This window comes from Bacillus sp. EA-CB0995, from assembly GCF_055814245.1.
Map to the genome: position 1 here is coordinate 447,767 of NZ_CP169269.1, position 22,746 is coordinate 470,512.

At 34.6% G+C, this 22,746-nt stretch carries 15 protein-coding genes and 3 pseudogenes; 15 read left to right on the top strand and 3 right to left on the bottom strand.

Features of this window, described 5'->3' with window-relative positions; translation table 11 throughout:
- Positions 1-35: 35 nt before the first annotated feature.
- The 13 genes and pseudogenes from ACEWFJ_RS02435 to ACEWFJ_RS02495 all read left to right on the top strand — a co-directional run bounded on the left by ACEWFJ_RS02435 (position 36) and on the right by ACEWFJ_RS02495 (position 12,436).
- Complete coding sequence (locus ACEWFJ_RS02435) at positions 36-929, top strand: glycosyltransferase family protein (protein ID WP_473690202.1); 894 nt, start codon at positions 36-38, stop codon at positions 927-929.
- Positions 926-1,210 (top strand): glycosyltransferase, encoded by a 285-nt coding sequence (locus ACEWFJ_RS02440; RefSeq protein WP_473690204.1) that lies wholly within the window; start codon positions 926-928, stop codon positions 1,208-1,210. Before ACEWFJ_RS02435 ends, ACEWFJ_RS02440 begins: the two co-directional genes overlap by 4 nt.
- Before the next feature lie 435 nt (positions 1,211-1,645).
- On the top strand, positions 1,646-2,152 hold the full coding sequence (locus tag ACEWFJ_RS02445; protein ID WP_473690206.1) for an acyltransferase: 507 nt from the start codon (positions 1,646-1,648) through the stop codon (positions 2,150-2,152).
- 139 nt (positions 2,153-2,291) lie between these two features.
- Positions 2,292-3,328, top strand: a pseudogene (locus tag ACEWFJ_RS02450) (polysaccharide biosynthesis protein).
- A 16-nt stretch (positions 3,329-3,344) separates the two neighbouring features.
- Complete coding sequence (locus ACEWFJ_RS02455) at positions 3,345-4,454, top strand: capsular polysaccharide biosynthesis protein CapF (RefSeq protein ID WP_473690208.1); 1,110 nt, start codon at positions 3,345-3,347, stop codon at positions 4,452-4,454.
- A gap of 3 nt (positions 4,455-4,457) precedes the next feature.
- Positions 4,458-5,582 carry a non-hydrolyzing UDP-N-acetylglucosamine 2-epimerase gene (gene wecB / locus ACEWFJ_RS02460; RefSeq protein ID WP_473690210.1) on the top strand — a complete coding sequence of 375 codons (1,125 nt, stop codon included), beginning with the start codon at positions 4,458-4,460 and terminating at the stop codon, positions 5,580-5,582.
- 108 nt (positions 5,583-5,690) lie between these two features.
- On the top strand, positions 5,691-7,067 hold the full coding sequence (locus ACEWFJ_RS02465; RefSeq protein ID WP_473690212.1) for a UDP-glucose dehydrogenase family protein: 1,377 nt from the start codon (positions 5,691-5,693) through the stop codon (positions 7,065-7,067).
- Positions 7,042-8,067 (top strand): GDP-mannose 4,6-dehydratase, encoded by a 1,026-nt coding sequence (locus ACEWFJ_RS02470; RefSeq protein ID WP_473690214.1) that lies wholly within the window; start codon positions 7,042-7,044, stop codon positions 8,065-8,067. The genes ACEWFJ_RS02465 and ACEWFJ_RS02470 overlap by 26 nt, the downstream gene beginning before the upstream one ends.
- Before the next feature lie 323 nt (positions 8,068-8,390).
- A complete protein-coding gene (locus ACEWFJ_RS02475) occupies positions 8,391-9,347 on the top strand; it encodes an NAD-dependent epimerase/dehydratase family protein (protein ID WP_473690216.1) in 957 nt (318 codons plus the stop codon).
- A 16-nt stretch (positions 9,348-9,363) separates the two neighbouring features.
- Entirely contained in the window at positions 9,364-10,281 is a 918-nt protein-coding gene (gene tagU, locus ACEWFJ_RS02480; RefSeq protein ID WP_473690218.1) for a polyisoprenyl-teichoic acid--peptidoglycan teichoic acid transferase TagU, read from the top strand.
- A 591-nt stretch (positions 10,282-10,872) separates the two neighbouring features.
- A pseudogene (tagD, locus tag ACEWFJ_RS02485) lies at positions 10,873-11,267 on the top strand (glycerol-3-phosphate cytidylyltransferase).
- Positions 11,268-11,411: 144 nt separating this feature from the next.
- Positions 11,412-11,681 (top strand): hypothetical protein, encoded by a 270-nt coding sequence (locus ACEWFJ_RS02490; RefSeq protein WP_473690220.1) that lies wholly within the window; start codon positions 11,412-11,414, stop codon positions 11,679-11,681.
- Complete coding sequence (locus tag ACEWFJ_RS02495; protein ID WP_473690222.1) at positions 11,675-12,436, top strand: CDP-glycerol glycerophosphotransferase family protein; 762 nt, start codon at positions 11,675-11,677, stop codon at positions 12,434-12,436. The genes ACEWFJ_RS02490 and ACEWFJ_RS02495 overlap by 7 nt, the downstream gene beginning before the upstream one ends.
- A gap of 97 nt (positions 12,437-12,533) precedes the next feature.
- Here ACEWFJ_RS02495 and ACEWFJ_RS02500 read toward each other — a convergent pair whose 3' ends face one another.
- The 3 genes from ACEWFJ_RS02500 to ACEWFJ_RS02510 all read right to left on the bottom strand — a co-directional run bounded on the left by ACEWFJ_RS02500 (position 12,534) and on the right by ACEWFJ_RS02510 (position 18,782).
- Positions 12,534-14,063 carry an Ig-like domain-containing protein gene (locus ACEWFJ_RS02500; RefSeq protein WP_473690224.1) on the bottom strand — a complete coding sequence of 510 codons (1,530 nt, stop codon included), beginning with the start codon at positions 14,061-14,063 and terminating at the stop codon, positions 12,534-12,536.
- 712 nt (positions 14,064-14,775) lie between these two features.
- Positions 14,776-16,830 carry a SpoIID/LytB domain-containing protein gene (locus ACEWFJ_RS02505; RefSeq protein WP_473690226.1) on the bottom strand — a complete coding sequence of 685 codons (2,055 nt, stop codon included), beginning with the start codon at positions 16,828-16,830 and terminating at the stop codon, positions 14,776-14,778.
- A 299-nt stretch (positions 16,831-17,129) separates the two neighbouring features.
- Positions 17,130-18,782, bottom strand: a complete 1,653-nt coding sequence (locus ACEWFJ_RS02510) for a right-handed parallel beta-helix repeat-containing protein (protein ID WP_473690228.1) — start codon at positions 18,780-18,782, stop codon at positions 17,130-17,132.
- 465 nt (positions 18,783-19,247) lie between these two features.
- On the opposite strand from ACEWFJ_RS02510, the pseudogene ACEWFJ_RS02515 reads away from it, so the two are divergent.
- Together ACEWFJ_RS02515 and ACEWFJ_RS02520 are read left to right on the top strand one after the other, a co-directional pair.
- Positions 19,248-19,427: pseudogene (locus ACEWFJ_RS02515) on the top strand (nucleotidyl transferase family protein); the annotation flags it as partial.
- Between the two features lie 428 nt (positions 19,428-19,855).
- Positions 19,856-22,741: a CDP-glycerol glycerophosphotransferase family protein gene (locus ACEWFJ_RS02520; RefSeq protein WP_473690230.1), complete on the top strand. Its 2,886-nt coding sequence runs from the start codon at positions 19,856-19,858 to the stop codon at positions 22,739-22,741.
- Positions 22,742-22,746: the final 5 nt, after the last annotated feature.

Consider the following 22,746-nt stretch of genomic DNA (forward strand, 5'->3'; position numbering starts at 1 on the left):
GCTTTTAAGAATTTATAAATTTGTGAGGTATATTTATGGATAATAACGGAACGGTAATTTATGTAGGTGGATTTCAACTTCCTGATAAAAATGCTGCTGCGCATCGTGTTTTAAGTAATGCTAAGATATTAAGAGAACTAAATTATAAGGTGGTCTTTATTGATATTGATACAAGTATATCAAATGAGGATAGCATTTATGACACCCCAAAATATATACAAGGGTTTGAAAATTGGTCAATTCCTTATCCAAAATCTTTCAAACAATGGAGTTACTATTATAAAAATATTGATTCTATTGTTAAAGTAATCAATAGTTATGATAACGTAAAGGCTGTAATATGCTACAACTATATGTCCTTACCATTATACAAAGTTAATAGATTCTGTAAGAAAAGAAATATTAAAGTAATTGCTGATATTACGGAATGGTATAGTGTAAAGAAAAATAATATAGCTACAAAAATTATTAAAGGATTCGATTCTTTTTTACGGATGAGAATAATTCACAAAAGGTTGGATGGACTTATTGTAATTAGTAAGTATCTTGAAAACTATTACAAACACAGTAAAAATATTATCCACATACCAGCACTGGTCGACTTAAAAGAGGAAAAATGGAACATAGATATAAAACAGTATAATGATGATAAAATTCATTTTATTTATGCGGGGAGTCCTGGGAGAGATAAGGATAAAATTAATTATGTAATTGAATGTTTAGACAAGTTAACAGATTACTCTAATTATACCTTTGATATTGTTGGAATTACAAAAGAACAGTATATTAACGATTATGAGGAACATGAGTTAATTCTAAAAAAACTTGATAATAGAGTCAATTTTCATGGACGCTTATCCCATGCAGAAATAATTAAACGAGTTAAGATGGCTGATTTTGCAATTTTTATCAGAGAAAAAATAGAATGACTAATGCCGGATTTCCGACAAAATTTGTAGAAAGTATGAGTTGTGGTACACCGGTTATTACTACTAGGACAAGTGACTTAGAAAATTTTTTTACTGAGGGAGAAAATGGTTTTTTTCTGGAAATAGAAGATATGGAAAAAACCTTAAAACAAGTTTTGTCTATGACAAAAGATGAAATTAAAACGATGAAAAAAACATGTTTTGAATCAAAAATATTTCATTATGAAAATTATATTGAAAAGACAAAATCGTTTTTAGATGATGTTTTTATTAATCTTTAATACATAAGTTAAATGAATATTTAGCTTATGTTGTTTTGTATAATATTATTTAAAAATAGATTATTAAAAGTAAATCCTTGTTATGTAAATAATCCAGAATAGTTAGTTAATCGAGCGGGGTTATCTATACATGCAAATAGTTTTAGATCTATCAAGAGTAAAAAAGATAACGAAACATGGATATACCACTCTCTGTTGGTTAGGCATAACCCAACGTGTAGGATCTTGTATAAATTTTATGATACGAAACATCAAAACCAACCTTAAAAAACAATAAGCTCTTAATTGTATTATAGATTCTACGATTATTATTTGTCATTGTAAAAAAACTTTCAACCACCTTGAGCATCCATCCATCTCAAGGAGACTTGCTAAGGGATTCGAGAAGGTATAGGACTTGGATGGGGTAAGTAAAAGAATAGAAGGGGTAGAAGAATGAAAATAAACAAAGTTTTTAAATTTCTGAAATTATTGTTAGCAACCCCAGTAAAGCGTGCGGAGTTAATTAAAAGAGAGGGAATCCGAATAGGTAAAGGATGTGAAGTCTATAGGGGTGTTACCTTCGGTAGTGAACCATATTTAATTGAGATAGGAAATAATGTAAGGATAACACAAGGTGTAAGTTTTATAACTCACGATGGAGGTATGTGGGTTCTAAGAAATAATGGTATGTTGGAAAATGCAGATGCATTTGGACAAATTAAAGTGGGTAACAATGTTCATATTGGAGTTAATACTGTAATTATGCCCGGAGTAACAATAGGGGATAATGTTGTTATTGGAGTAGGTGCTATCGTTACAAAAGATATTCCATCTAACAGTATAGCAGCAGGTATTCCAGCAAAAGTAGTTAAATCGCTTGATGAATATTATGAAAAACATAGATCCACAGCTGACTTCACTAAACATATGAATAATGAAGAAAAAAAGAATATTTACTAAAAAAGTATAATTTAAATGTTTAAAATATCTAAATAACAATATTGCAATATAAAATAGGTTATATTTTATATTACAAACTTCAGCGATATTATTTGAATTATAAAAATATTTAGATTAATGGTGGAAGGTGACGATTAGAATGTTTAAAAATAAAACACTATTAATAACAGGTGGTACAGGTTCATTCGGAAATGCAGTTATGAAAAGATTTCTAGATACTGATATAAAAGAAATCCGTATTTTCTCACGTGATGAAAAAAGCAAGATGATATGAGAAAGCTTTATAAAAATGATAAACTAAAATTTTACCTTGGGGATGTACGGGATTTAGCAAGTGTTAAAAATGCTATGCATGGTGTTGATTATATCTTCCATGCTGCTGCATTAAAACAAGTTCCATCGTGTGAGTTTTTCCCATTAGAAGCTGTGAAAACTAATGTTTTAGGAACAGACAATGTACTCACCGCTGCTATCGAATATGGTGTTAAAAAAGTGATTTGTTTATCTACGGACAAAGCAGCTTATCCAATTAATGCAATGGGAATTTCAAAAGCAATGATGGAAAAAGTTTTTGTTGCAAAGTCAAAAACTGTATCTCCAGATAGAACGCTTATTTGTGGCACAAGATATGGTAATGTAATGGCTTCACGTGGATCAGTTATCCCGTTATTTATTGAACAGATTAAAACTGGACAACCCTTAACAGTAACAGATCCTAATATGACAAGATTTCTTATGAGCTTAGAAGAGGCAGTTGAGTTAGTTGTATTTGCTTTCCAAAATGCTGAGGTAGGGGATATTATGGTTCAAAAATCTCCTGCAAGTACCATTGGTGATCTTGCTCAAGCTATAAAGGAACTGTTTAATGTTGATAATGAAATTAAAGTAATTGGAACGCGTCATGGGGAAAAACGCTATGAAACACTTCTTACTAAAGAAGAATACGTAGTTGCAGAAGATTTAGGTGGTTTCTTTAGAGTGCCTGCCGATCAACGAGATCTTAACTATGATAAGTATTTTGCAGAGGGAGATCAAAAACTCACTACTGTAGAAGAATATAATTCGGATAACACACAAATCCTTACTATAGAACAAATTAAAGAAACACTGCTTGAGTTAGATTATGTTCAAAAAGAGCTTGAGGAATGGAATAAAAATATTCACGTAATGAACTAAAGGTGGGGATTAATTCATGAATATTCTTGTTACAGGTGCAAAAGGTTTTCTAGGAAAAAATCTTGTCGCTGAGCTCAGAAATAGAGGATATAACAATATCTTTGAGTTTACTAGAGAAAGTGATCCTATGTTGCTTGAAAAATATACAAAAGAATGTGATTTTGTATTTCATTTAGCTGGTGTAAATAGACCAAAAGATGAAAATGAATTTATGGAAGGTAATGTTGGATTTACGTCTCAGTTACTAGAACTATTAAAGAAACATGAAAATAGAGCTCCTGTACTTATTACCTCATCCATTCAGGCAGAAAAGGATAACCCTTATGGAAGAAGTAAAAAGGCAGGAGAGGAGCTATTATTCGATTACTACAAAGAGACCGATGCAAAAGTTTATATATACAGGCTCCCAAACTTATTTGGTAAGTGGAGTAAACCTAACTATAATACTGTAGTAGCTACATTTTGTCACAATATAGCTAGAGGTTTGGATATCCAAATAAACGATCCAGATGTAGAACTTAATCTTTGTTATATAGATGATGTACTGGAGGAGTTTTTTAGAGCTCTAGAGTATAGTCCGACTATGCAGGATGATTACTGTGTTGTGCCTGTAACACATACAATTAAACTTGGAGAGTTAGCTAATCTTATAAAAAGCTTTAAAGAAAGCAGAACAAATTTAAGTATTCCAAATATGGAAGATTCCCTAACTAAGAAGCTGTATAGTACTTATTTAAGCTTTTTACCAGAAGACAAGTTCTCTTATGATCTTAAAATGAATAGCGATCATAGAGGGTCATTTACAGAGTTTATTAGAACATCCGAAAGAGGACAAGTATCTATAAATGTATCAAAGCCAGGAATTACAAAAGGAAATCATTGGCACCATACTAAAAATGAAAAATTTCTAGTAGTTAGTGGTGAAGGATTAATTCGATTTAGAAAACTAGATTCAGACAATATTATTGAATATAGAGTAAGTGGAGAAAAGTTACAGGTTGTAGATATACCTACTGGATATACTCACTCAATTGTGAATGTAGGAGAAAATGATCTTGTAACAGTAATGTGGGCAAATGAATGCTTTGATCCAGAAAAACCGGATACTTACTTCTTGGGGGTATAGATCATGAAGAAATTAAAAGTCATGACAGTCGTTGGTACTAGACCAGAGATTATTAGACTATCAGCTGTAATTAATAAATTAGAAGAATCATGTGCGATAGAACATATTCTTGTTCATACAGGTCAAAATTATGATTATGAATTAAATGAAGTGTTTTTTAAAGATTTTAATTTAAAAAAACCAGATTACTTTTTAAATGCAGCTACTGGGACTGCAGTAGAAACTATTGGTAACATCTTAGTTAAGATAGACCCTATTATGGAAGAGGTAAAACCAGATGCCTTTTTAGTACTTGGAGATACGAATAGTTGTTTGTGTGCTATTGCTGCAAAGAGAAGACATATTCCGATTTTCCATATGGAAGCAGGAAATAGATGCTTTGATCAAAGGGTGCCAGAAGAAACTAACAGAAAAATTGTTGACCACACAGCTGATATTAATTTAACTTACAGTGATATCGCAAGGGAATATCTTCTTAGAGAAGGTTTCCCAGCAGATAGAATTATTAAAACAGGAAGCCCGATGTTTGAAGTTCTCAATTCAAGAAAAAATGATATTGAGCAATCAAATGTATTAGAAAGATTGGGACTTGAAGAAGAAAAATATTTTGTAGTGTCAGCTCACAGAGAAGAAAACATTAATTCAGAAACTAATTTTCTAGATTTAGTAAATAGTTTAAATGCGATTGCAGAAAAGTATAATATGCCTGTGATTGTAAGTACACACCCTAGAACTAAAAATATGATTGATGCCAAAGGAGTAGAGTTTAATCCATTAGTAAAAACATTAAAACCTTTAGGGTTTAATGATTATGTAAAACTTCAGATGAAGTCTAAAGCGGTTCTTAGTGATAGTGGGACCATTAGTGAAGAATCTTCTATTCTTGGATTTAGAGCACTTAATATAAGACAAGCTCATGAAAGACCAGAGGCGATGGAAGAAGCATCAGTGATGATGGTGGGACTTAAGGAGGAGCGCATATTGCAAGGATTAGAGATTCTAGAAACCCAAGAGAGAAATACACTAAGACTGGTTGGGGATTATAGTATGCCTAATGTGTCAGATAAAGTACTTAGAATTATACTTTCCTACACTGATTATGTGAAGAGGGTTGTTTGGGGAGAATAATTAAATTTATATAATTCTTCTAATAACTTGTTGGGAAATATTTTGAATAACGAATGTCGCAAGGTGAATACGATTTTGTTTATTCAAAGAGTAAGGGAAGGCGTGACTATGTATAAAATAGCAGTAGCAGGAACAGGCTATGTAGGTTTAGTAGCTGGTGTATGTTTTGCCGAAGTTGGTCACCAAGTAACTTGTGTTGATATTGATGATAAAAAAGTAGAATTAATGAAGTCTGGTGTTTCTCCAATCTATGAAGCTAATTTGGAAGAACTAATGCAGAAGAATTATGCTGCTGGAAGAATTGATTATACAACAGATTACAAATCAGCTTACAAGGATGCAGATGCAATCTTTATAGGTGTAGGCACCCCAGAACAGCCAGATGGTTCTGCAAATCTTTCATTTATTGCAACCGTTGCAAGACAAATTGCTGAAACGATAGAAAAGGATTGTCTTGTCGTTGTAAAATCTACAGTTCCGGTTGGAACGAATGATAAAGTTGAACAGTTTATCCGTGATTTTTTAGTGAATGATGTAAAAGTAGAAGTAGCATCGAATCCAGAGTTTTTGGCACAAGGTTCTGCTGTCCACGATACGTTACATGCAGAAAGAATTATTATAGGTACAGAAAGTAAATGGGCTGAAGAGATGCTGATGAAGATCTATGAGCCATTTCATTTACCTATCGTTTCAGTAAATAGACGATCTGCAGAGATGATTAAGTATGCCTCTAATGATTTCCTTGCTCTTAAAATATCCTACATGAATGATATTGCTAATCTTTGCGAACTTGTCGGTGCAGATGTTCAGGATGTTGCGAGAGGTATGAGTTTTGATGAACGTATTGGAAGTAAGTTTTTAAATGCCGGTATTGGTTTTGGGGGGTCATGCTTCCCTAAAGATACAAAAGCATTGGAGTATCTAGCAAGACAGAATGGTTATGAGCTTAAAACTGTTAAGGCTGCTATTGATGTGAACAAAGACCAAAAGACTTTGTTATATAAAAAAGCTAGCAAAAGACTCATAACTTTTAATGGTCTTAAAGTAGCGGTATTAGGATTGACTTTTAAGCCTGGAACGGATGATTTAAGGGAAGCGGCATCTCTTGAGAATGTTCCTTTATTATTAGAGCAAGGTGCAGATATTTATGCATATGATCCAATAGGTGCGGAAAACTTTGCTAGAGTGTATCTAGAAGGAAAAAATGGCAAAGGTAATATCACGTATGTTGCTAATATTGAACAAGCTTTAGAAGGTGCTAATGTCTGCTTTATTTTTACTGAATGGGGAGAAGTAAAAGCAGTAACACCTGAAATGTATAAGAAGTTAATGAGAACGCCTTTAGTATATGACGGAAGAAATATTTATCGTGTTGAAGAGATGCAAGAAGCGGGAGTAGAATATCACTCTGTTGGAAGAAAGCCTGCAAATAGAGAAGGAATAAAGGAGTCGAAGAACTTTGAATTACAAACCTCTAGATACTAGTAAAGTATACCTTATCACAGGTGCAGCAGGTTTCATTGGATATTTCTTATCTAAGAAGTTATTGGATCAGGGTTGCCGAGTAATAGGTGTTGATAATATAAATGATTACTATGATGTGAACCTTAAATATGCTCGTTTGGAGCAGCTCAAACCTTATGAGAAGTTTACTTTTATCAAGGGTGATATTTCTGACAAGGCAATGATTATAAACATATTTGAAGAGTACAAGCCTAATATTGTTGTAAATTTGGCTGCCCAAGCAGGCGTGCGGTATTCAATAGAAAATCCAGATGTATATATTCAAAGTAATATCATTGGTTTTTACAATATTCTTGAAGCATGCAGACACAATCCGGTGGATCATCTTGTATATGCGTCATCTAGTTCTGTTTATGGAGCAAATAAAAAGGTTCCTTTTGAAGAAACAGATTTTGTAGATCATCCAGTATCACTTTATGCATCTACTAAGAAGTCGAATGAGTTGATGGCTCATACATATAGTCACTTGTATAAAATTCCAGCTACAGGGCTTCGTTTCTTTACAGTGTATGGTCCAATGGGTCGCCCGGATATGGCCTACTTTGGATTTACCGATAAGTATTTTTCTGGTGAGCCGATTAAGATATTTAATAATGGTGATTTTGAAAATGACCTTTATCGAGACTTTACTTATATAGACGATATTGTTGAAGGAATTGAACGTCTTTTAAGTAATCCACCTGTGAACGATGTCCAACATAAGGTATTCAATATCGGAAACAACAATCCAGAGAAGCTGATGGTATTTATAGAAACGCTAGAGAAAGCACTAAGTAAAGCATTAGGAAAAGAAGTAATATTTGAGAAGATTTTTGAGCCTATCAAGCCAGGAGATGTGCCGGCTACTTACGCATCGACTGACTTATTACAGGAAGCTGTGGGATTTAAACCAGAAACTTCTATAGAAGAGGGCTTGCAGAAGTTTGCAGATTGGTATGTGGAGTATTATAAGGTAAAGTAAGAACGTTTCACTCCTGAAACGTACCTCATTCCTCTAGTTTTATAACATTTTCATATTCAACCTTATTTGAGAAGGGTACTTACAAAAAGAGGACTATCTGAATACGTTAGAAAATTGTGGAAGAGAAGTAAGTCTGCCTCTTTATACTAAAATGTCCGAGGAAGATCAAAATCATGTTATTGTAGCGGTTAAAGAGCTAATTCAGAACATTGAAGATTAGAAATGAACTAGTATTAGACTGTTATTTTATAAGTTTTTGAATTAGTAATTAAAATAGAGGATAAGCGAAGTCATTATTGACTTCGCTTATTTAGGTGATACACATGATACTAATAATAGGCGGTGCAGGTTACATAGGTAGTCATATTGTGAAAGAACTCATTTCACAGCATCATCGTGTCGTTGTATTAGACGATTTATCGACAGGCCATCGAGTAAGTGTAAACAAACGAGCTATTTTTGAAAAAGGTGATTTTCGAAATCCTGACGACTTAGATCGTGTGTTTTCACGTTATAGTATTGAAGCTGTTATGCATGTTGCGGCGTATGACGTAATGGGGGTGCGGTTACTATTAAAAAAAATGTTGGTGCACCAAGTGTACAATTTTATTTTTTCGTCTGAGTTACCTTTTTCAAGTATGTCTTATAAAGATCAAATAAAGGAAGTATATATGCCATATCCTTTTATTTTTCAAGGGAATTCTAGCCTAGTGATAGAGCAAGTGTTAGAAGATTTTTATAAGGCATATGATTTACATTACATATCGCTGCGTTATTATAATGCAGTGGGGGCTAATATAGAAGAAGGAATTGGTGAAGATAATCAGCAGGAGGCACATCTTCTACCGAGAATTTTGTTGCATTTACGAGATCAAGAAGAACAACCTTTTTTCGTGAATCGTAGTTATGATACAGAAGACGGAACATTCGTAAGGGAGTATCTGCATGTTATGGATGTTGCGAGAGCGCATGTAGTAGCTTTACATAGCCTTCTTCAGCATGATAAGACAAATGAACGGTATAATATAAGTAATGAAATTGGATGTTCTGTCAGGGAATTGATAGAAAAATGCGAAATTATAACTGGTAAAAAGATGAATATATCGTATAATAGTTCTAGTTCAACTGATTTATCTATAGTAGTATCATCAGCAAATAAAATCTATCGAGAATTAGGATGGAAAGCGTTATGCTCTATTGACGAGGCGATTCATTCTGCTTGGCTGTGGCATAAACGGTTTCCAAGTGGGTATAAGCATAGAGAATTAGTTTATAAATAGAGAGAGGGTTAGAGAGATGAAAAAGAAAATTTTATTCTGGATTCTCGGTATCATAGGTGTTCTCGTGGTTGGAGGAGGAGCTTATGCGTATCATATTTACTCCAATGTATCGAGTACATTAGATGCAGTTCATAAACCATTAGACCGTGATAAGTCAGAAAAGCGTGAAGAAAAAATAGATGTAGCAGATCAAAAGCCTATTTCTATTCTACTAATGGGTAGTGATCAACGAGAAGATGAGGTTGGCCGTTCCGATTCTTTAATGTTATTTACTTTAAATCCAAAGACAAAGTCGATGAAAATTGTCAGTATTCCACGTGATTCTTATACAGAAATCATTGGTAAAGGGAAGAAAGATAAGATTAACCATGCGTATGCGTTTGGTGGAGTTGATATGGCTGTGAAAACAGTTGAAAATTTCCTTGATGTTCCAGTTGATCATTACATTGAAGTGAATATGGCTGGTTTTAAAGATATTGTCGACGCTGTTGGCGGTGTAGATGTGAATAATGATTTAGATTTTACAGAAGGTGGTCATCATTTTGCGAAAGGGAATATTCATTTAAATGGTGATGAAGCTTTAGCCTATACGCGTATGCGCCACGAAGATCCACGCGGAGATTTCGGCCGTCAAATGCGCCAGCGTCAAGTTATCCAAGCTGTAATTAAAAAAGGTGCAAATGTATCGTCTCTAGCAAATTATGGTGATGTGTTAGCTGCGATTCAAAAGAATGTAAAGACAAGCTTAACGCAGGAGCAAATGTTTGATATTCAAAAAAATTATAAAGACTGTATGCAAAACAGTGAAGAAATTCAAATTCCTGGTGACGGTCACAAGGCTGAAGATGGTATTTGGTACTACTTTGTAACAGATCAAACACGCAAAGATATCTCTAACAAACTAAGAGAAAACCTTGAGTTACCGAAGAAATAACCTTTCAAACCCAACTACCTATCAGTAGTTGGGTTTATTTTTGTATGCTTTTATACCAATATTATGCAGTGTGAGATTAATAATGAGGTGAAACGCATGAATAAGAAGGTTGCGAAGAAAGGAGTACATGCAATCCACCTTCTGGTTAGTCATATTGCTTGATAAACGTTAAATTTTAATATTTGGATGTTTTTAAAAAATAAATAATTGTGCTATTTATTGCGATAGATTTCGTATACAAAGCCGTTAAAAAAGTGTAAAGGAAATATTGTTTTTCATATTTTTTTGTGGTTTGAAAAAGAGGGTAAACCGTTGGTATATCAAAAATATAGATACTTTTTTTCATCTAAATACGACATAAAATGACCGCATTTTACTAAATTTAGTAAAAAATATGATATAATACTTTTGTTAAATCCATGTGAATTTCATATTAATTTTATGTGAACTTTATATAAATTTTATATGAAATTATTTTGGATTACATAAATGGAATGGAATTGCGTTAATCGATTATTTACAAGGGTAAGAGAGACATTTTTGTGTAATTATTTGTAAAAAATGATTCAAAGGAAAGGGAGAGACATAATTTTGAGGAAGATAATTACGTACGGGACGTTTGATTTGTTGCATTGGGGCCATATTAACTTATTGAAAAGAGCAAAAGCCTTAGGTGATTACTTAATTGTGGCGGTATCTTCAGATGAATTTAACAAATTAAAAAGTAAAAAATCTTACCATAGCTATGAAAATCGTAAAACGATTTTAGAAGCGGTTCGCTATGTGGATGAGGTAATTCCGGAGCAGGATTGGGAACAAAAAGTAAAAGATGTCAAGAAGCATGATATAGATGTATTTGTTATGGGTGATGATTGGGAAGGGAATTTGACTTTCTAGAAGATCATTGTGAAGTTGTATACTTACCACGTACAGCAGGGATTTCTACGACAAAAATAAAAAAGGAACTAGTGCTTGTTGCTAGATAAACTTAGATGATTAGAGAATTAATGGTAGATATATATCTTATCATATTTAAACTTTTGTATAGCGTGATGAAGCTATTTCCTATACAAAGAAAAGTTACTTTTATTATGTCTTATGGTGAAAACCACACCTTTATTTATGAGGAAATGAAACGTCAAAAAATTGATTATGAAGTCATTTTCTTATATAAACCTACATGTAAATATGAAATGGATAGCTATTCAAATGTAAAATCTTATACATTTGAATCGAAGAATATCCTTCATATCATTCAATCAGCCTATCATTTGTCTACTTCCCAGTATGTTATTGTTGATAACTATTTTGGGTCGCTAGCGGGAGTCAAGTTCAAAAAGGAGTACAATGTATTCAACTGTGGCATGCAGCAGGTGCTATTAAAAAATTTGGAATGTTAGCACCTGCTTTTTATAAAAGAAGCCCAAAGGCTCAAAAGCGATTTCTCGGTGTTTACGATAATTTTCACAAGATTATTGTAGGTTCGGATGCGTTGGCTGATATTTATAAGGGAGCTTTCGGGCTATCAGATGATAGGATATTAAAAACAGGGATTCCGAGAACGGACCTGTTTTTTTATGAACAGCGCAAGAGAGAGATTAAAAATAATATTTTATCAATAAATCCTTCTTTAAAGGATAAGAAGGTTATTTTGTATGCTCCAACTTTTAGAGATAAAGAGTTGGCAGACTTTAATTTACGTTTAGACATGGATGCTATGTATGAAGCATTAAAAGAAGATTATATTGTTTTAATCAAACTGCATCCAGCTGTAAGAAACAGCTTGCGTTATAAGGAAAAATATAAAGGGTTTTTATATGATTATTCGCTATATCCAAATATAAATAATTTATTTTTAGTAACAGATATTTTAGTAACAGATTATTCATCTGTACCATTTGAATTCTGCCTTTTAAATAAACCAATGGTATTTTTTCCGTATGATTTGAAGAAGTATGCAAAGAGGAGAGGTATTATCAGAGATTACACAACTAGTGTTCCAGGGCCAATTGTATACAGTACGGATGAATTAATCCAAGTTATTAAAAGAAACTCATATGATTTAGAAACTGTAGCGAACTTTAATATGGAGTGGAATAAGTATTCTCAAGGGGATTCGAGTGAAAAGTTAGTTAATTATTTATTTAATACTTAACTTTCGCAAAGTGAAATCGCACTGAAGTTCGAATGAGATTAATAAGAACAGCCATCCGAAATGAAGAGGGTGGCTGTTCTTATTTTCTAGTTTAGGCTTAAGGTTTATAAATAAAATTATAACCGCCGCTAATGCGCGTGTACGTCACTTTTCCAGGCGCAAGCAAAGACCAGCGAATGTATGGACCTTGTCCGTTTATATACTCTCCCTGCACTGTACGGCCGTTGATTGTGAATAATCCGTTACCTTTATAAGTGTAAGGGATATTGAACGTCTGTAACGCTTTCCAATATACATACGTCGTGCCGTCCTTAAAGTAACCCGGCGTAAAATCCTTGCCATTTAATTGTATTTTTACAGGAGTCACATATACAAAATTATAGCCCCCGCTAATTTTAACTGCTTGAAGTTTTCCAGGCGCAAGCAAAGACCATTGAATATATGGGCCACTGCCATTTATGTACACGCCCTGTACGGTACGACCATCGATAGTGAATAATCCGTTACCTTTATAGGTGTAAGGGATATTGAGTGTCTGTAATGCCTTCCAATATACATACGTCGTGCCATTTCCGGAATATCCTGGTGTAAAATCTTTCCCGTTTAATTGTACTTTCAACTGGGAGTAACTTGTACTTGTTATCACTTTTGTAGTGCTTTCATTTCCTGCGCTGTCTTTTGCAGTAACATATAGGGTTGTACCAGCTTTTTGTTTTGGTATTGAAATGCTGAATTTTCCGGATTCGTCAGCTGTTCCGCTTCCGATCACATTTGTTCCAGCTTTTACAGTTACTGATGCATTTGCCTCTGTTGTTCCTGTTACTGCAGTCGACTGATCTGAAATTCCGTTTATCTTCGGCGTAGCCGGGGCTGTCTTGTCTTGTACAGTTATTTCCGCTGCTTCACTGACATTTCCTGCGTTATCGGTTGCTGTTACAGTTAGTGTCGTTCCAGCTTTTTGAATAGGGAGGGTTATAGTGAATGTGCCATCCGTTTCTGCTGTTCCTGTGCCAATCACAGATTCATTGGCTTTGACTTCTAACTTGGCGCCTGCTTCAGCTTGACCAGTTAGTGAAGTATCCTTGTCAGTAATTTCATTTACTACTGGTTTTGTAGGTGGTGTCACATCCCCAGAACTAACGGTAAAGTCTCCACCGCTTAAATCCCCTGTACGATAATCATCATAGTCAAAAATTGATGTCGTGTTACTATGAGTATCTTTAAGAGTGATAGACATACACTCAAATTTTCCTTGCCCATGATTAGATATCAAAAAGGAGGGGAAGTTTAATTGATATTGATTATTCCCAATACTCGTAGCTGATAATTGGAAGTATGCATTATCAGGTGCTTTATATTCTAGGATTGCACTCTGAATATCACTAAGTTCATCTTGTGCATTTACTGTAACTATTACAGAGCCGCTAGGTAATATACTAGTATTATCTACAGAAATGCTGCTAAAAACCGGGCCAGTGGTATCTGAAGAATAAGTTGTAAAATTGCCATTGTCTAATTGATATGTCCCGCCTTCTTCAACATCCTCATAAATTTTCCATGAGCCATTCATATAATTAACCATTAAAGAAGAAACACTCCAAGTTCCCGCCGGAGCAAAGTAAGACATGATATCTCCTTCAAATTTTCCTTGGTTATTTCTATATAATGTTACCTGGTGATATCCATCTGGGGATTTATAGTTTACCAGGATATCCTTAACTCCAGTGTTATCGTCGAGGCTGACAGTAATAGTCTGGGGATTAGGGATTAAGAGATTTTTTTAGCAACCGTGATAGAGTTGATTCCCCCGTTGTCACTCGCTTTAGCTGGAATACTACCAAAACTCATGGATAAAATACAAAAGACTACTAAAAATAGTAAAACGTTCTTTCTTTTCATAGCTTTCCCCCAAAAGTTGATTTTGTTTTGAGCAATATTTGCCCATTGATTATCATTTAGTTCCTATTTCCTAAATTCTCCTATAATATAATATCATTATATTTGTAATATTGGAATGTAAGATTTGAAGTAATTATAAAGAGATGAACAAGAGCCTATCGGCCACTCGGGATATCGAGTACGAGAAGTTGAACAATGTTACTGAGGCGTGGACAACATTGTTCATTGTTTGGCACAAGCCAATAAATTAATGCTCTTGATTTGAGTGCTTTCATAATCCACTCATCGTATTTAAATGAAGAAGCCTGGTAAATCGTACCCGTCATCCTCAAAATATTCTGCCATTGAAATAGATTTACAAGAATCAACCGATTGAAGTTTAGACATAAAAATAAGAACAGCCATCTAAAGGGTGGCTGTTCTTATTTTTGTGCTTAAACTTAAGGTTTGTAAATAAAATTATACCCGCCGTTAATACGAACGTACGTAACTTTTCCCGGTGCAAGCAAAGACCATTGAATATATGGACCGCTGCCGTTTATATACACGCCCTGCACTTTACGACCATCGATAGTGAATAATCCGTTACCTTTATAAGTGTAAGGGATATTAAACGTCTGTAATGCCTTCCAATATACATACGTCGTACCATTCCCGAAATATCCGGGTGTAAAATCTTTTCCGTTTAATTGTATTTTTATCTGGGAGTAGTTTGTGTTTATTCCCACTTTTGTGGTGCTTTCATTTCCTGCGCTGTCTTTTGCAGTAACATATATGGTTGTGCCGGCTTTTTGTTTTGGTATTGAAATGCTGAATTTTCCGGATTCGTCAGCTGCTCCGCTTCCAATCACATTTGTTCCAGCTTTTACAGTTACTGATGCATTTGCTTCTGTTGTTCCTGTTACTGTTGTAGATTGATCGGTCACCTTGTTCACAGTTGGCGCTGCCGGTGGCGTTTTGTCTTGCACGGTTACTTCTGTTGCTTTACTTACATTTCCTGCGTTATCGGTTGCGGTTACCGCTAGCCCCGTGCCAGGTTTTTGTGCAGAAATGTTCACCACAAAATTGCCTGTCTCGTCTGTTTTTGCACTGCCTAATACGTTTGTACCAGTTTTCACGGTTATGTTCATACCAGCTCCTGCTGTTCCTGTTACTATTTTATCACTGTCAGACACTTCATTTACCTTTGGGGCTGCAATAAGCTTCATTTGATAAGCAGGTGAAAGAGTGGCGCCCGTATAGTAAAAGTCTAAAATTTCTTTGTATGTTTTACCTAAGTCACCCATTTTTTTAGCGCCGTATTGGCTCATACCAACACCGTGGCCGTCACCGTTACCTTTAATAGCAGTCGTTGCTCCATTATCAGATACTTCTGTAACAAGGAAACTCAACATGACACGGTTACCAATGATAGATCTGATTTTCTCAGCAGTTGTACCTATTAAATCTAAATGCTTTACTGACAATTTTCCATCTGCATCAAATGCATCTTTAACAATATATTCAATGCTTAAATCTCCTTTTGTGACACGTCCGCCAGATGAAGGGGCATATAATGTTAGTTTAGGAATGCCTGTAATTTTAATTTCTTTACCTGCATATCCGTTTGTTGACATCCATGATTTGATATTGTTGCTGATTTTCGTGTCTTTTTCATTTGTTGTGTCCCACCACAAGCTTGGATTTGTCAAATCTTTATTGGACAAATCTATCTGTACTTTTTGAAGCGTGAATTCCCAAGATGTCTCTATGTCATAAGGATCATCTTTAATTGCTAAATACGGCAGTGGTGTACTTCCCCAAGCATTCGTATTAGATTCGGTTTTCCCGCCATTGCTCGCCGAAAATACAGCACTAATTAAGGAGTTATTGTATTTCAACACTTGACCGAAAGTTTCAATCACTGCTTTGTTACTGCTTCTATACCAAGTATCACTAGTATATCCGCCATACACTTGATAGCTGGTCGTATCATTAATCACTTTGTTGGTATAGCCTAAGGCGTATGTTCTAGCTGCTATCGCTTGGGCTTTTAATGCTTCCAAATTCCAATAAGCAGGCATTTCCATTGGAACAACACCTTTAACATAATCTTCTAGGGGCAATGTATTGATTGGCCGAACGTATTTTCCGCTTTCATTTGTAAATGAAAAGTCGCCTAAATAGCTTCTTTCATTAATAGGTAGTAGAGAACTGTATTTAAAAGGAGTAACGTCCAAATTAGGAAATGTACCTAAATTTTGAGATCCTTTATGTAATGAAACTCCATCACTTGTAGCCTTAACTTGATACTCCGTATTGGCTTCTAATTTCAAGTCTGTATTTTTTACTAAATAAATATCAGAAGGCTTTATAGTAATCTCGCCTTTATTTCCCAAATATTTTACTAATTTTACTGAGATGGTCGGTTCTATTTCTTCAGCCTTGACATCAGTAAAAAAAGAAATTTGGGAAAAAATAATTGTGATTAGTAAAAGTATAGATAATCTTTTCATTTTTTCCTTTTCCCCTTACCTTAATTAGTATGTCTGCCTTCAAAACTATTACAGGGTATATCTATGTTACTATCAATCATACCTTATTCATTTTACCATAGAGAAAACGAAATATTCTTAATTTTTTATATAGAGTTTTTCATTCTTCTTCTGTTTTTGTTGAATTTTATAATCAGTTTGTGCTTACCCTGTAGTGTGCTGAATCGCGTAATCAAGTGTTGGATATCCTGCAAGGCATTGTAAAAAAGAGAGATATAATAAATAAGGCAGACATAATCTTGATATGCCTGCCTTGTTTATTATAAAGAGGTTCTCTCATTAACTCTATTCTGTATCACTTGTACGTTTTTACATGTGCTGGCTACCTCAATAGCCTGTTTTTGTTGCTGTTGTGTAGTTGTTATATCATTGCTTTTAACTTTACCATCTTTGGAATAGTTCTCTACCGTGACGGCCTTTTGCTTATCGCTAGTTTGGGGAGTGAGGCTTGATAGTTTATTCCCATCTATTGTGAATCCTTTTGTGAATCCGATGGATAATCCCTTTTCTCCGAAATATGAAATAGTATTTCGAGTTACGTGAATGTTCGAGGTATACCCTTTTTGTTGATACGCTGTATCTGGTTCGTCCACTAATAAAGCTTCGGTAGTCAAGTGTTCAAATTTATTTCCAGAGATATCGACATTACTACCAAAGTTTAATTGTACACCACAATATGAATTGGAAAGGGTATTGTTCGAAATGGTTACATTATTAACCCATGAGAGATAGATGCTCGGTCTTTTATTAATTCCCTTTTGATTTTCAAAGGAATTGTTAGATATAACAATAGAATTGATTTTTGCTATATTTTTACCTTTAGGCCATCCAACTGCATATATGTTTTCTTGACTGGTGTTTCTAAATGTATTTTTTGAAATGATTGTGTTAGTCCCAGATTGAGGGAGACCTGTTTGTATACCATCTGATGTTTTGGAAGATTCCCCCATTCCGCTAGGGTTTGATAAGGAAATGCCTCGCATGCAGTTTAGAAACGTATTATTCGTAATTTTAGTATCTTTCCACTTGAAGTTGCGGATTGCTGTAAATAGCATACCTTCGAATGTATTGTTGTCTATTTTAATGTTGGAATTGAATTTATCATAGACAGAGCCATGATTACCAATTCCTGTAGGCCAAGCTGTTGTTCCTTTTGTTCCGCTTGCGCCGAAATAGCAGTTTCTAATTGTGACATTTTTGTTGGGCGTTCCATCGTATGCTCCGAATGCACTAAAACCTAATTTTGTATGCTCTGATACTTGAATTGCTTCGGAAAAATAACGAGATTTATCTGGTGTTGTATCTCTGAATCCTAGAAATTTGCTATTTTCAATCAGGACATTTTCAGAAGAGTTTAAATCTATGGCATGGTCGCTGGCTACATCTCTGACCTCTATGTTCCGTATCGTAATATTTTTGCCTCTGGCAAGACCGATCGCATTAAACGAGTCTGGGTAGTTCAATATATTACCGTCCCATACACCGCCTTCTATAGTAATATTACCTTGCCCATTGTACCCATTATAAATTGCGCCTTTATCGCTATTAATAAGAATGGTAGCGTTGTGGTTGCGTAAAAATACTGCATCGTTTTCGAGAAATAAATGTGTATTTTTGTAAATTTTTAAAGTGCTCGTCAGCTTATATGTACCTTTTGGGACTACCACCTTAATAGATTTGTCGCTTGTTTTAGCAGTGTTCAGTGCCTCCTGAATCGCCTTTGTGTCATCGTGAATGCCGTTGCCTTTAGCACCTAAATCCTGAACGTTGATAATGGCGACAGAACTGTTGCTCAGTAATCGATTGCCTGTAATAATCAGTATGATAGCTAGGACTGCTCCTGCTAAAAGCCAAAATGCTTTTTTGGGGGGGCGTGGAATAACTTTTTTTCTTCTTGATGTTCTTGTTATCATTTACATTATACTTCCTTTTGATAAACGTATAGTTGAATATAGAGATTGTTATATCAGGCAAAATGACAGTTAGAAGGGAATGTGATTTAGTCTCTTCTTTTTTTATTGCAGATTTTTAATTCTTTAGTCATCCAGTTCAATGATGTATAGAAACATTATAACAATTTTATATTTTCGTGGCTATTTGTAGATATTTTGGGAAAGCTCATGAACGGTACTGGTTATATCTTCTTGCTTGTATGTGTTGAGCTTTGTTAAATTATATAAATTGATATGAAGTGTATTTCTTCATTATAAAGTATCCATAGTTAGATAATATGTAATTTTGTACCTGATTTGGAAAATGTGAGTTTTAATGTCCAATATTTAGGTAGTTTGTAAGAGACTTATATGATATAATTTCTTTTGTGAAAAAAAGGTAAATTTATTAAAAGAACAAGTCGAAATTTGTTAATTTTATGTTAAAACGAGCTAATTCCAGAAAATAATTGGAACCAAAACGTAATTGATGTTATTAAAAATGATATAGATATATTTGTAATGGATGATGATTGGGAAGATGAGTTTGATCATCTGCAGGATTACAAGAAAGTTGTATACTTACCTTGCACAGTAGGCATTTCTACCACGAAAATTAAAAACTAAGTAAATCAAGGATGTGAAAATTTATAGTCATTGCATAGTTACTGATTTTCAGACTCCTGTTTGCGGTTGGTGAATCGTTTCGTATGGAATATCTTATGGAGATCACGCATTCTTTATTTATAAAAGAAACAAAATTATGAAAAGAATGGGGAATAATGCGCCGAACTTTGGCATGCCGCAAGGGGCATGCCGAAGTTCGGCTTATTGATTCCTTTTTTTATAAGAGAGCAAACGGATGCAGAGTGTATATGATGATTGGTTTTGCAAGTTTACAGCGAAACTGGACACATTGGTGAAAGTGTATATGAATATATCAAGGATAACAGAGGCTAAGCTTAATGGGATCAACATCCTGAAGGTAAAGCTAGTAAAATCGCGTAAATATGGTTTTCGACAAATGATAGAATATTTATCAGAAGAGGTGCACAATGAAGGTTTTAGAGTTGCTATGGTTGCCGACAGAACGCTCTGAGTGTTCTTTATATGATATCAAATATCAAAATAAACAATTGAACATAGTATTGAAATTTGATGAGTTTGATAAATCATTAAAAGATGGCACTACTTTTTTTATATTGACTGAAAGAAAATCTGGAAAGGTATTGAAGTTTTCTTTAAATGGAAACGATGAGCTGAATGGAGACAGTTTATTGAGTCTAGATATCCCTATAGAAGGATATCTCCATCACTTTGAAAGAGGAGTTTGGGATGCTTATTTGCAGATTGAAAGAGGGAGAACTGTAAAGAAAGTACGTGTTAAAGATAAAGTGACAGATTCCATTGAAATTCCTCCTTTTTATATGAAAAATTCAAATGAATTTTTTGTTCCTTACGCTACGGTTAAAGGAAACCTTTCTTTTAAAAGTGAGAGCAGTAAAGCTATTTTAAGAACAGAAACCATTACTCTTCAGGAAAATGGCACTTTAAAACTGAGCGGTTATTTTCTAGTTCCGGCATGGAATATGGAAAAAGAAAAAAATATTAAAAAACGCCTCGTGCTCCGCTCAGAGAGTGACAATGAGGGTGTCAAGGTTGATATTAAGAATGTAAGAAGAGACGATATTACGGCATTTTACGGACAAGCAGGAGGCAATTACGACTGGGCAGGATTTGATATTGAACTTGATTTCAAAAATAATACATATGGGTTGTTGCACGATACTACAATTGAAATCTTCATGGAAATGGAGTTGGATGGCAATCATATTACGATGCCGCTAACAATCTCACCTTCTATAATCTTCAATAAAACAACATCTTTTCAGACTGTTGAAGGTATTCAAAAAATCTTTGTAAATATAGATGAGATGAATGCTGTTAGCCTATTGATAACGAAAGAAGACCTGCAAGCGGAGGTAGATGCAATCTACTCTGAAAATGGCGAAATCACCTTAGTGGGCAGAGTCATTGCAAAGGATGAGAAAAAACTGCTGTCTCTTGAGAATGCTTCTATTGTGGTCAAGAAACGCCACGCGGATGAAGAATATGAGTTCAGAGTGGAAATTCATCAGTCATGTTATGTGCATACGTTCAATATGGAGGAACTTCTAGGTGAGGGAAAATTCACAGATGGAATTTGGGACTTATATTTTAAGATAGAAGGGCAAACATATCGGTTAGTAACTCGCTTGGATGGCATCACAAATAAACAAAAGCTCGTTTCCATTCCTCAACAAATGTTGTCCAATTCAGAAGGGAAAGTATTTGCGATTAAACCATACTATACCCTGCATGAAGAAGTGTCCATTCTTTCACGGGACTATATTGCTGTGAAATCAATTGAAAAAGTTGAGATAGATAAAGGGATTTTGTCCATTGCAGGAAAATTAAATGTTCAACCTCCAAATACAGATTTTCCAAAAGTTGCTGATGGAACGATAGTAATAAAAGGACAGTTTGGTAAAGTTTATAAATTGCCTGTTATATGGGTTGTAGAAAAGACAGGGAAAACAAAGCTGGAGTTTCAATTTACGGTATCGGCAAACTTGGTTTCCGAAGAGCTTATAGAAGCAAGCGAATCTTTGTTACGGGATATCAATTTCGATTTGATCCAATGCGAGATTGATTTGGAAATAGGAAAGGTACTATTCACTATGAATGTTGACCCTGCAAAAGTTGTATTGACTCTAGAAGACCGCTTGAAACAAATAGCTAAGTATAAATCAATGTTATCAAGATGGGGACTTCGCTTCTATCGGGTATGTAATAAACTTCTTCCTGTTAGCCGTAAACATGTTATTTTCCAGAGTTTCCATGGTAAAAGTTATTCTTGTAGCCCGAAGGCTATTTATGAGGAAATGCTTGCACAGCAGCGGGATATGAAGGCTGTATGGGTTTTGAACAACTTGAAACAGGAGATTCCCGGGAATCCCGTTGTAGTAAGACCGAATTCTCTAAAATATTACTATTACATGGCGATTAGTAAGTACTTTGTAAATAACGGAAATTTCCCTGATTTTTATGAGAAAAGGAACGAGACTGTGCATTTGCAAACATGGCATGGTACGCCTTTGAAGAAGTTAGGTTTCGATATTGATCCTGACTCCCCGTCTTATGCGGAAAATACTTCTCCGGCACTATTGAAACGAAACGCAAGGTGGGATTACTTGATTGGGCCAAATGAATATACATCTGCAATATTGCAGAGAGCATTTAAGTTCGAAAAAAGTATGCTAGATGTGGGGTATCCGCGGAATGATATTTTTTATAAGACAAACATGGCGGAAAAAGTGACGGAAGTTAAGAAAAAGCTCAATATTATACCTGACAAGAAAGTTATTTTGTATGCCCCTACTTGGAGAGACTCTGATTTTCATAATGGCAATCAACATAAGCCGTATGAATTCAAGTTTGACTTGAAAAAGTTTAAAGAAAAGTTCGGTGAAGAGTATGTTCTATTATTGAGATTGCATTATCGAGATGCTGCTCGTATCAAAATAGAAGGTTTTGAAGAGTTTGTGTACAATGTTTCAAGTTATGACGATATCCAAGAGTTGTACTTGATTTCCGATTTATTAATTACAGATTATTCATCTGTTATGTTTGATTTCGCAAACTTAGGCAGACCTGTCTTGTTTTTCACTTATGATTTATCCCGTTATGGTTCTCAAATACGTGGATTTTATATGAATTTCCGAAAAGAAGCACCGGGTTCTATCGTTTTGAATGAAAATCAGCTATTTCATGCAATCGAAAACATTGATAGGATACATACAGCGCATGCTGAGAAATACGAGAATTTTAAAAATAAATTCTGCCATTGGGAAGATGGACAAGCGGCTAAGCGAACAATAGAAGCTGTATTCAATAAATAAAGTAA

Excerpts from the sequence above, each read along its gene's own strand:
- ACEWFJ_RS02435 (WP_473690202.1), top strand. The coding sequence starts at position 36 with ATGGATAATAACGGAACGGTAATTTATGTAGGTGGATTTCAACTTCCT.
- ACEWFJ_RS02440 (WP_473690204.1), top strand. The coding sequence starts at position 926 with ATGACTAATGCCGGATTTCCGACAAAATTTGTAGAAAGTATGAGTTGT.
- ACEWFJ_RS02445 (WP_473690206.1), top strand. The coding sequence starts at position 1,646 with ATGAAAATAAACAAAGTTTTTAAATTTCTGAAATTATTGTTAGCAACC.
- ACEWFJ_RS02455 (WP_473690208.1), top strand. The coding sequence starts at position 3,345 with ATGAATATTCTTGTTACAGGTGCAAAAGGTTTTCTAGGAAAAAATCTT.
- wecB (WP_473690210.1), top strand. The coding sequence starts at position 4,458 with ATGAAGAAATTAAAAGTCATGACAGTCGTTGGTACTAGACCAGAGATT.
- ACEWFJ_RS02465 (WP_473690212.1), top strand. The coding sequence starts at position 5,691 with ATGTATAAAATAGCAGTAGCAGGAACAGGCTATGTAGGTTTAGTAGCT.
- ACEWFJ_RS02475 (WP_473690216.1), top strand. The coding sequence starts at position 8,391 with ATGATACTAATAATAGGCGGTGCAGGTTACATAGGTAGTCATATTGTG.
- tagU (WP_473690218.1), top strand. The coding sequence starts at position 9,364 with ATGAAAAAGAAAATTTTATTCTGGATTCTCGGTATCATAGGTGTTCTC.
- ACEWFJ_RS02490 (WP_473690220.1), top strand. The coding sequence starts at position 11,412 with ATGAAACGTCAAAAAATTGATTATGAAGTCATTTTCTTATATAAACCT.
- ACEWFJ_RS02495 (WP_473690222.1), top strand. The coding sequence starts at position 11,675 with ATGTTAGCACCTGCTTTTTATAAAAGAAGCCCAAAGGCTCAAAAGCGA.
- ACEWFJ_RS02500 (WP_473690224.1), bottom strand. The coding sequence starts at position 14,063 with ATGTCTTACTTTGCTCCGGCGGGAACTTGGAGTGTTTCTTCTTTAATG.
- ACEWFJ_RS02505 (WP_473690226.1), bottom strand. The coding sequence starts at position 16,830 with ATGAAAAGATTATCTATACTTTTACTAATCACAATTATTTTTTCCCAA.
- ACEWFJ_RS02510 (WP_473690228.1), bottom strand. The coding sequence starts at position 18,782 with ATGATAACAAGAACATCAAGAAGAAAAAAAGTTATTCCACGCCCCCCC.
- ACEWFJ_RS02520 (WP_473690230.1), top strand. The coding sequence starts at position 19,856 with ATGAAGGTTTTAGAGTTGCTATGGTTGCCGACAGAACGCTCTGAGTGT.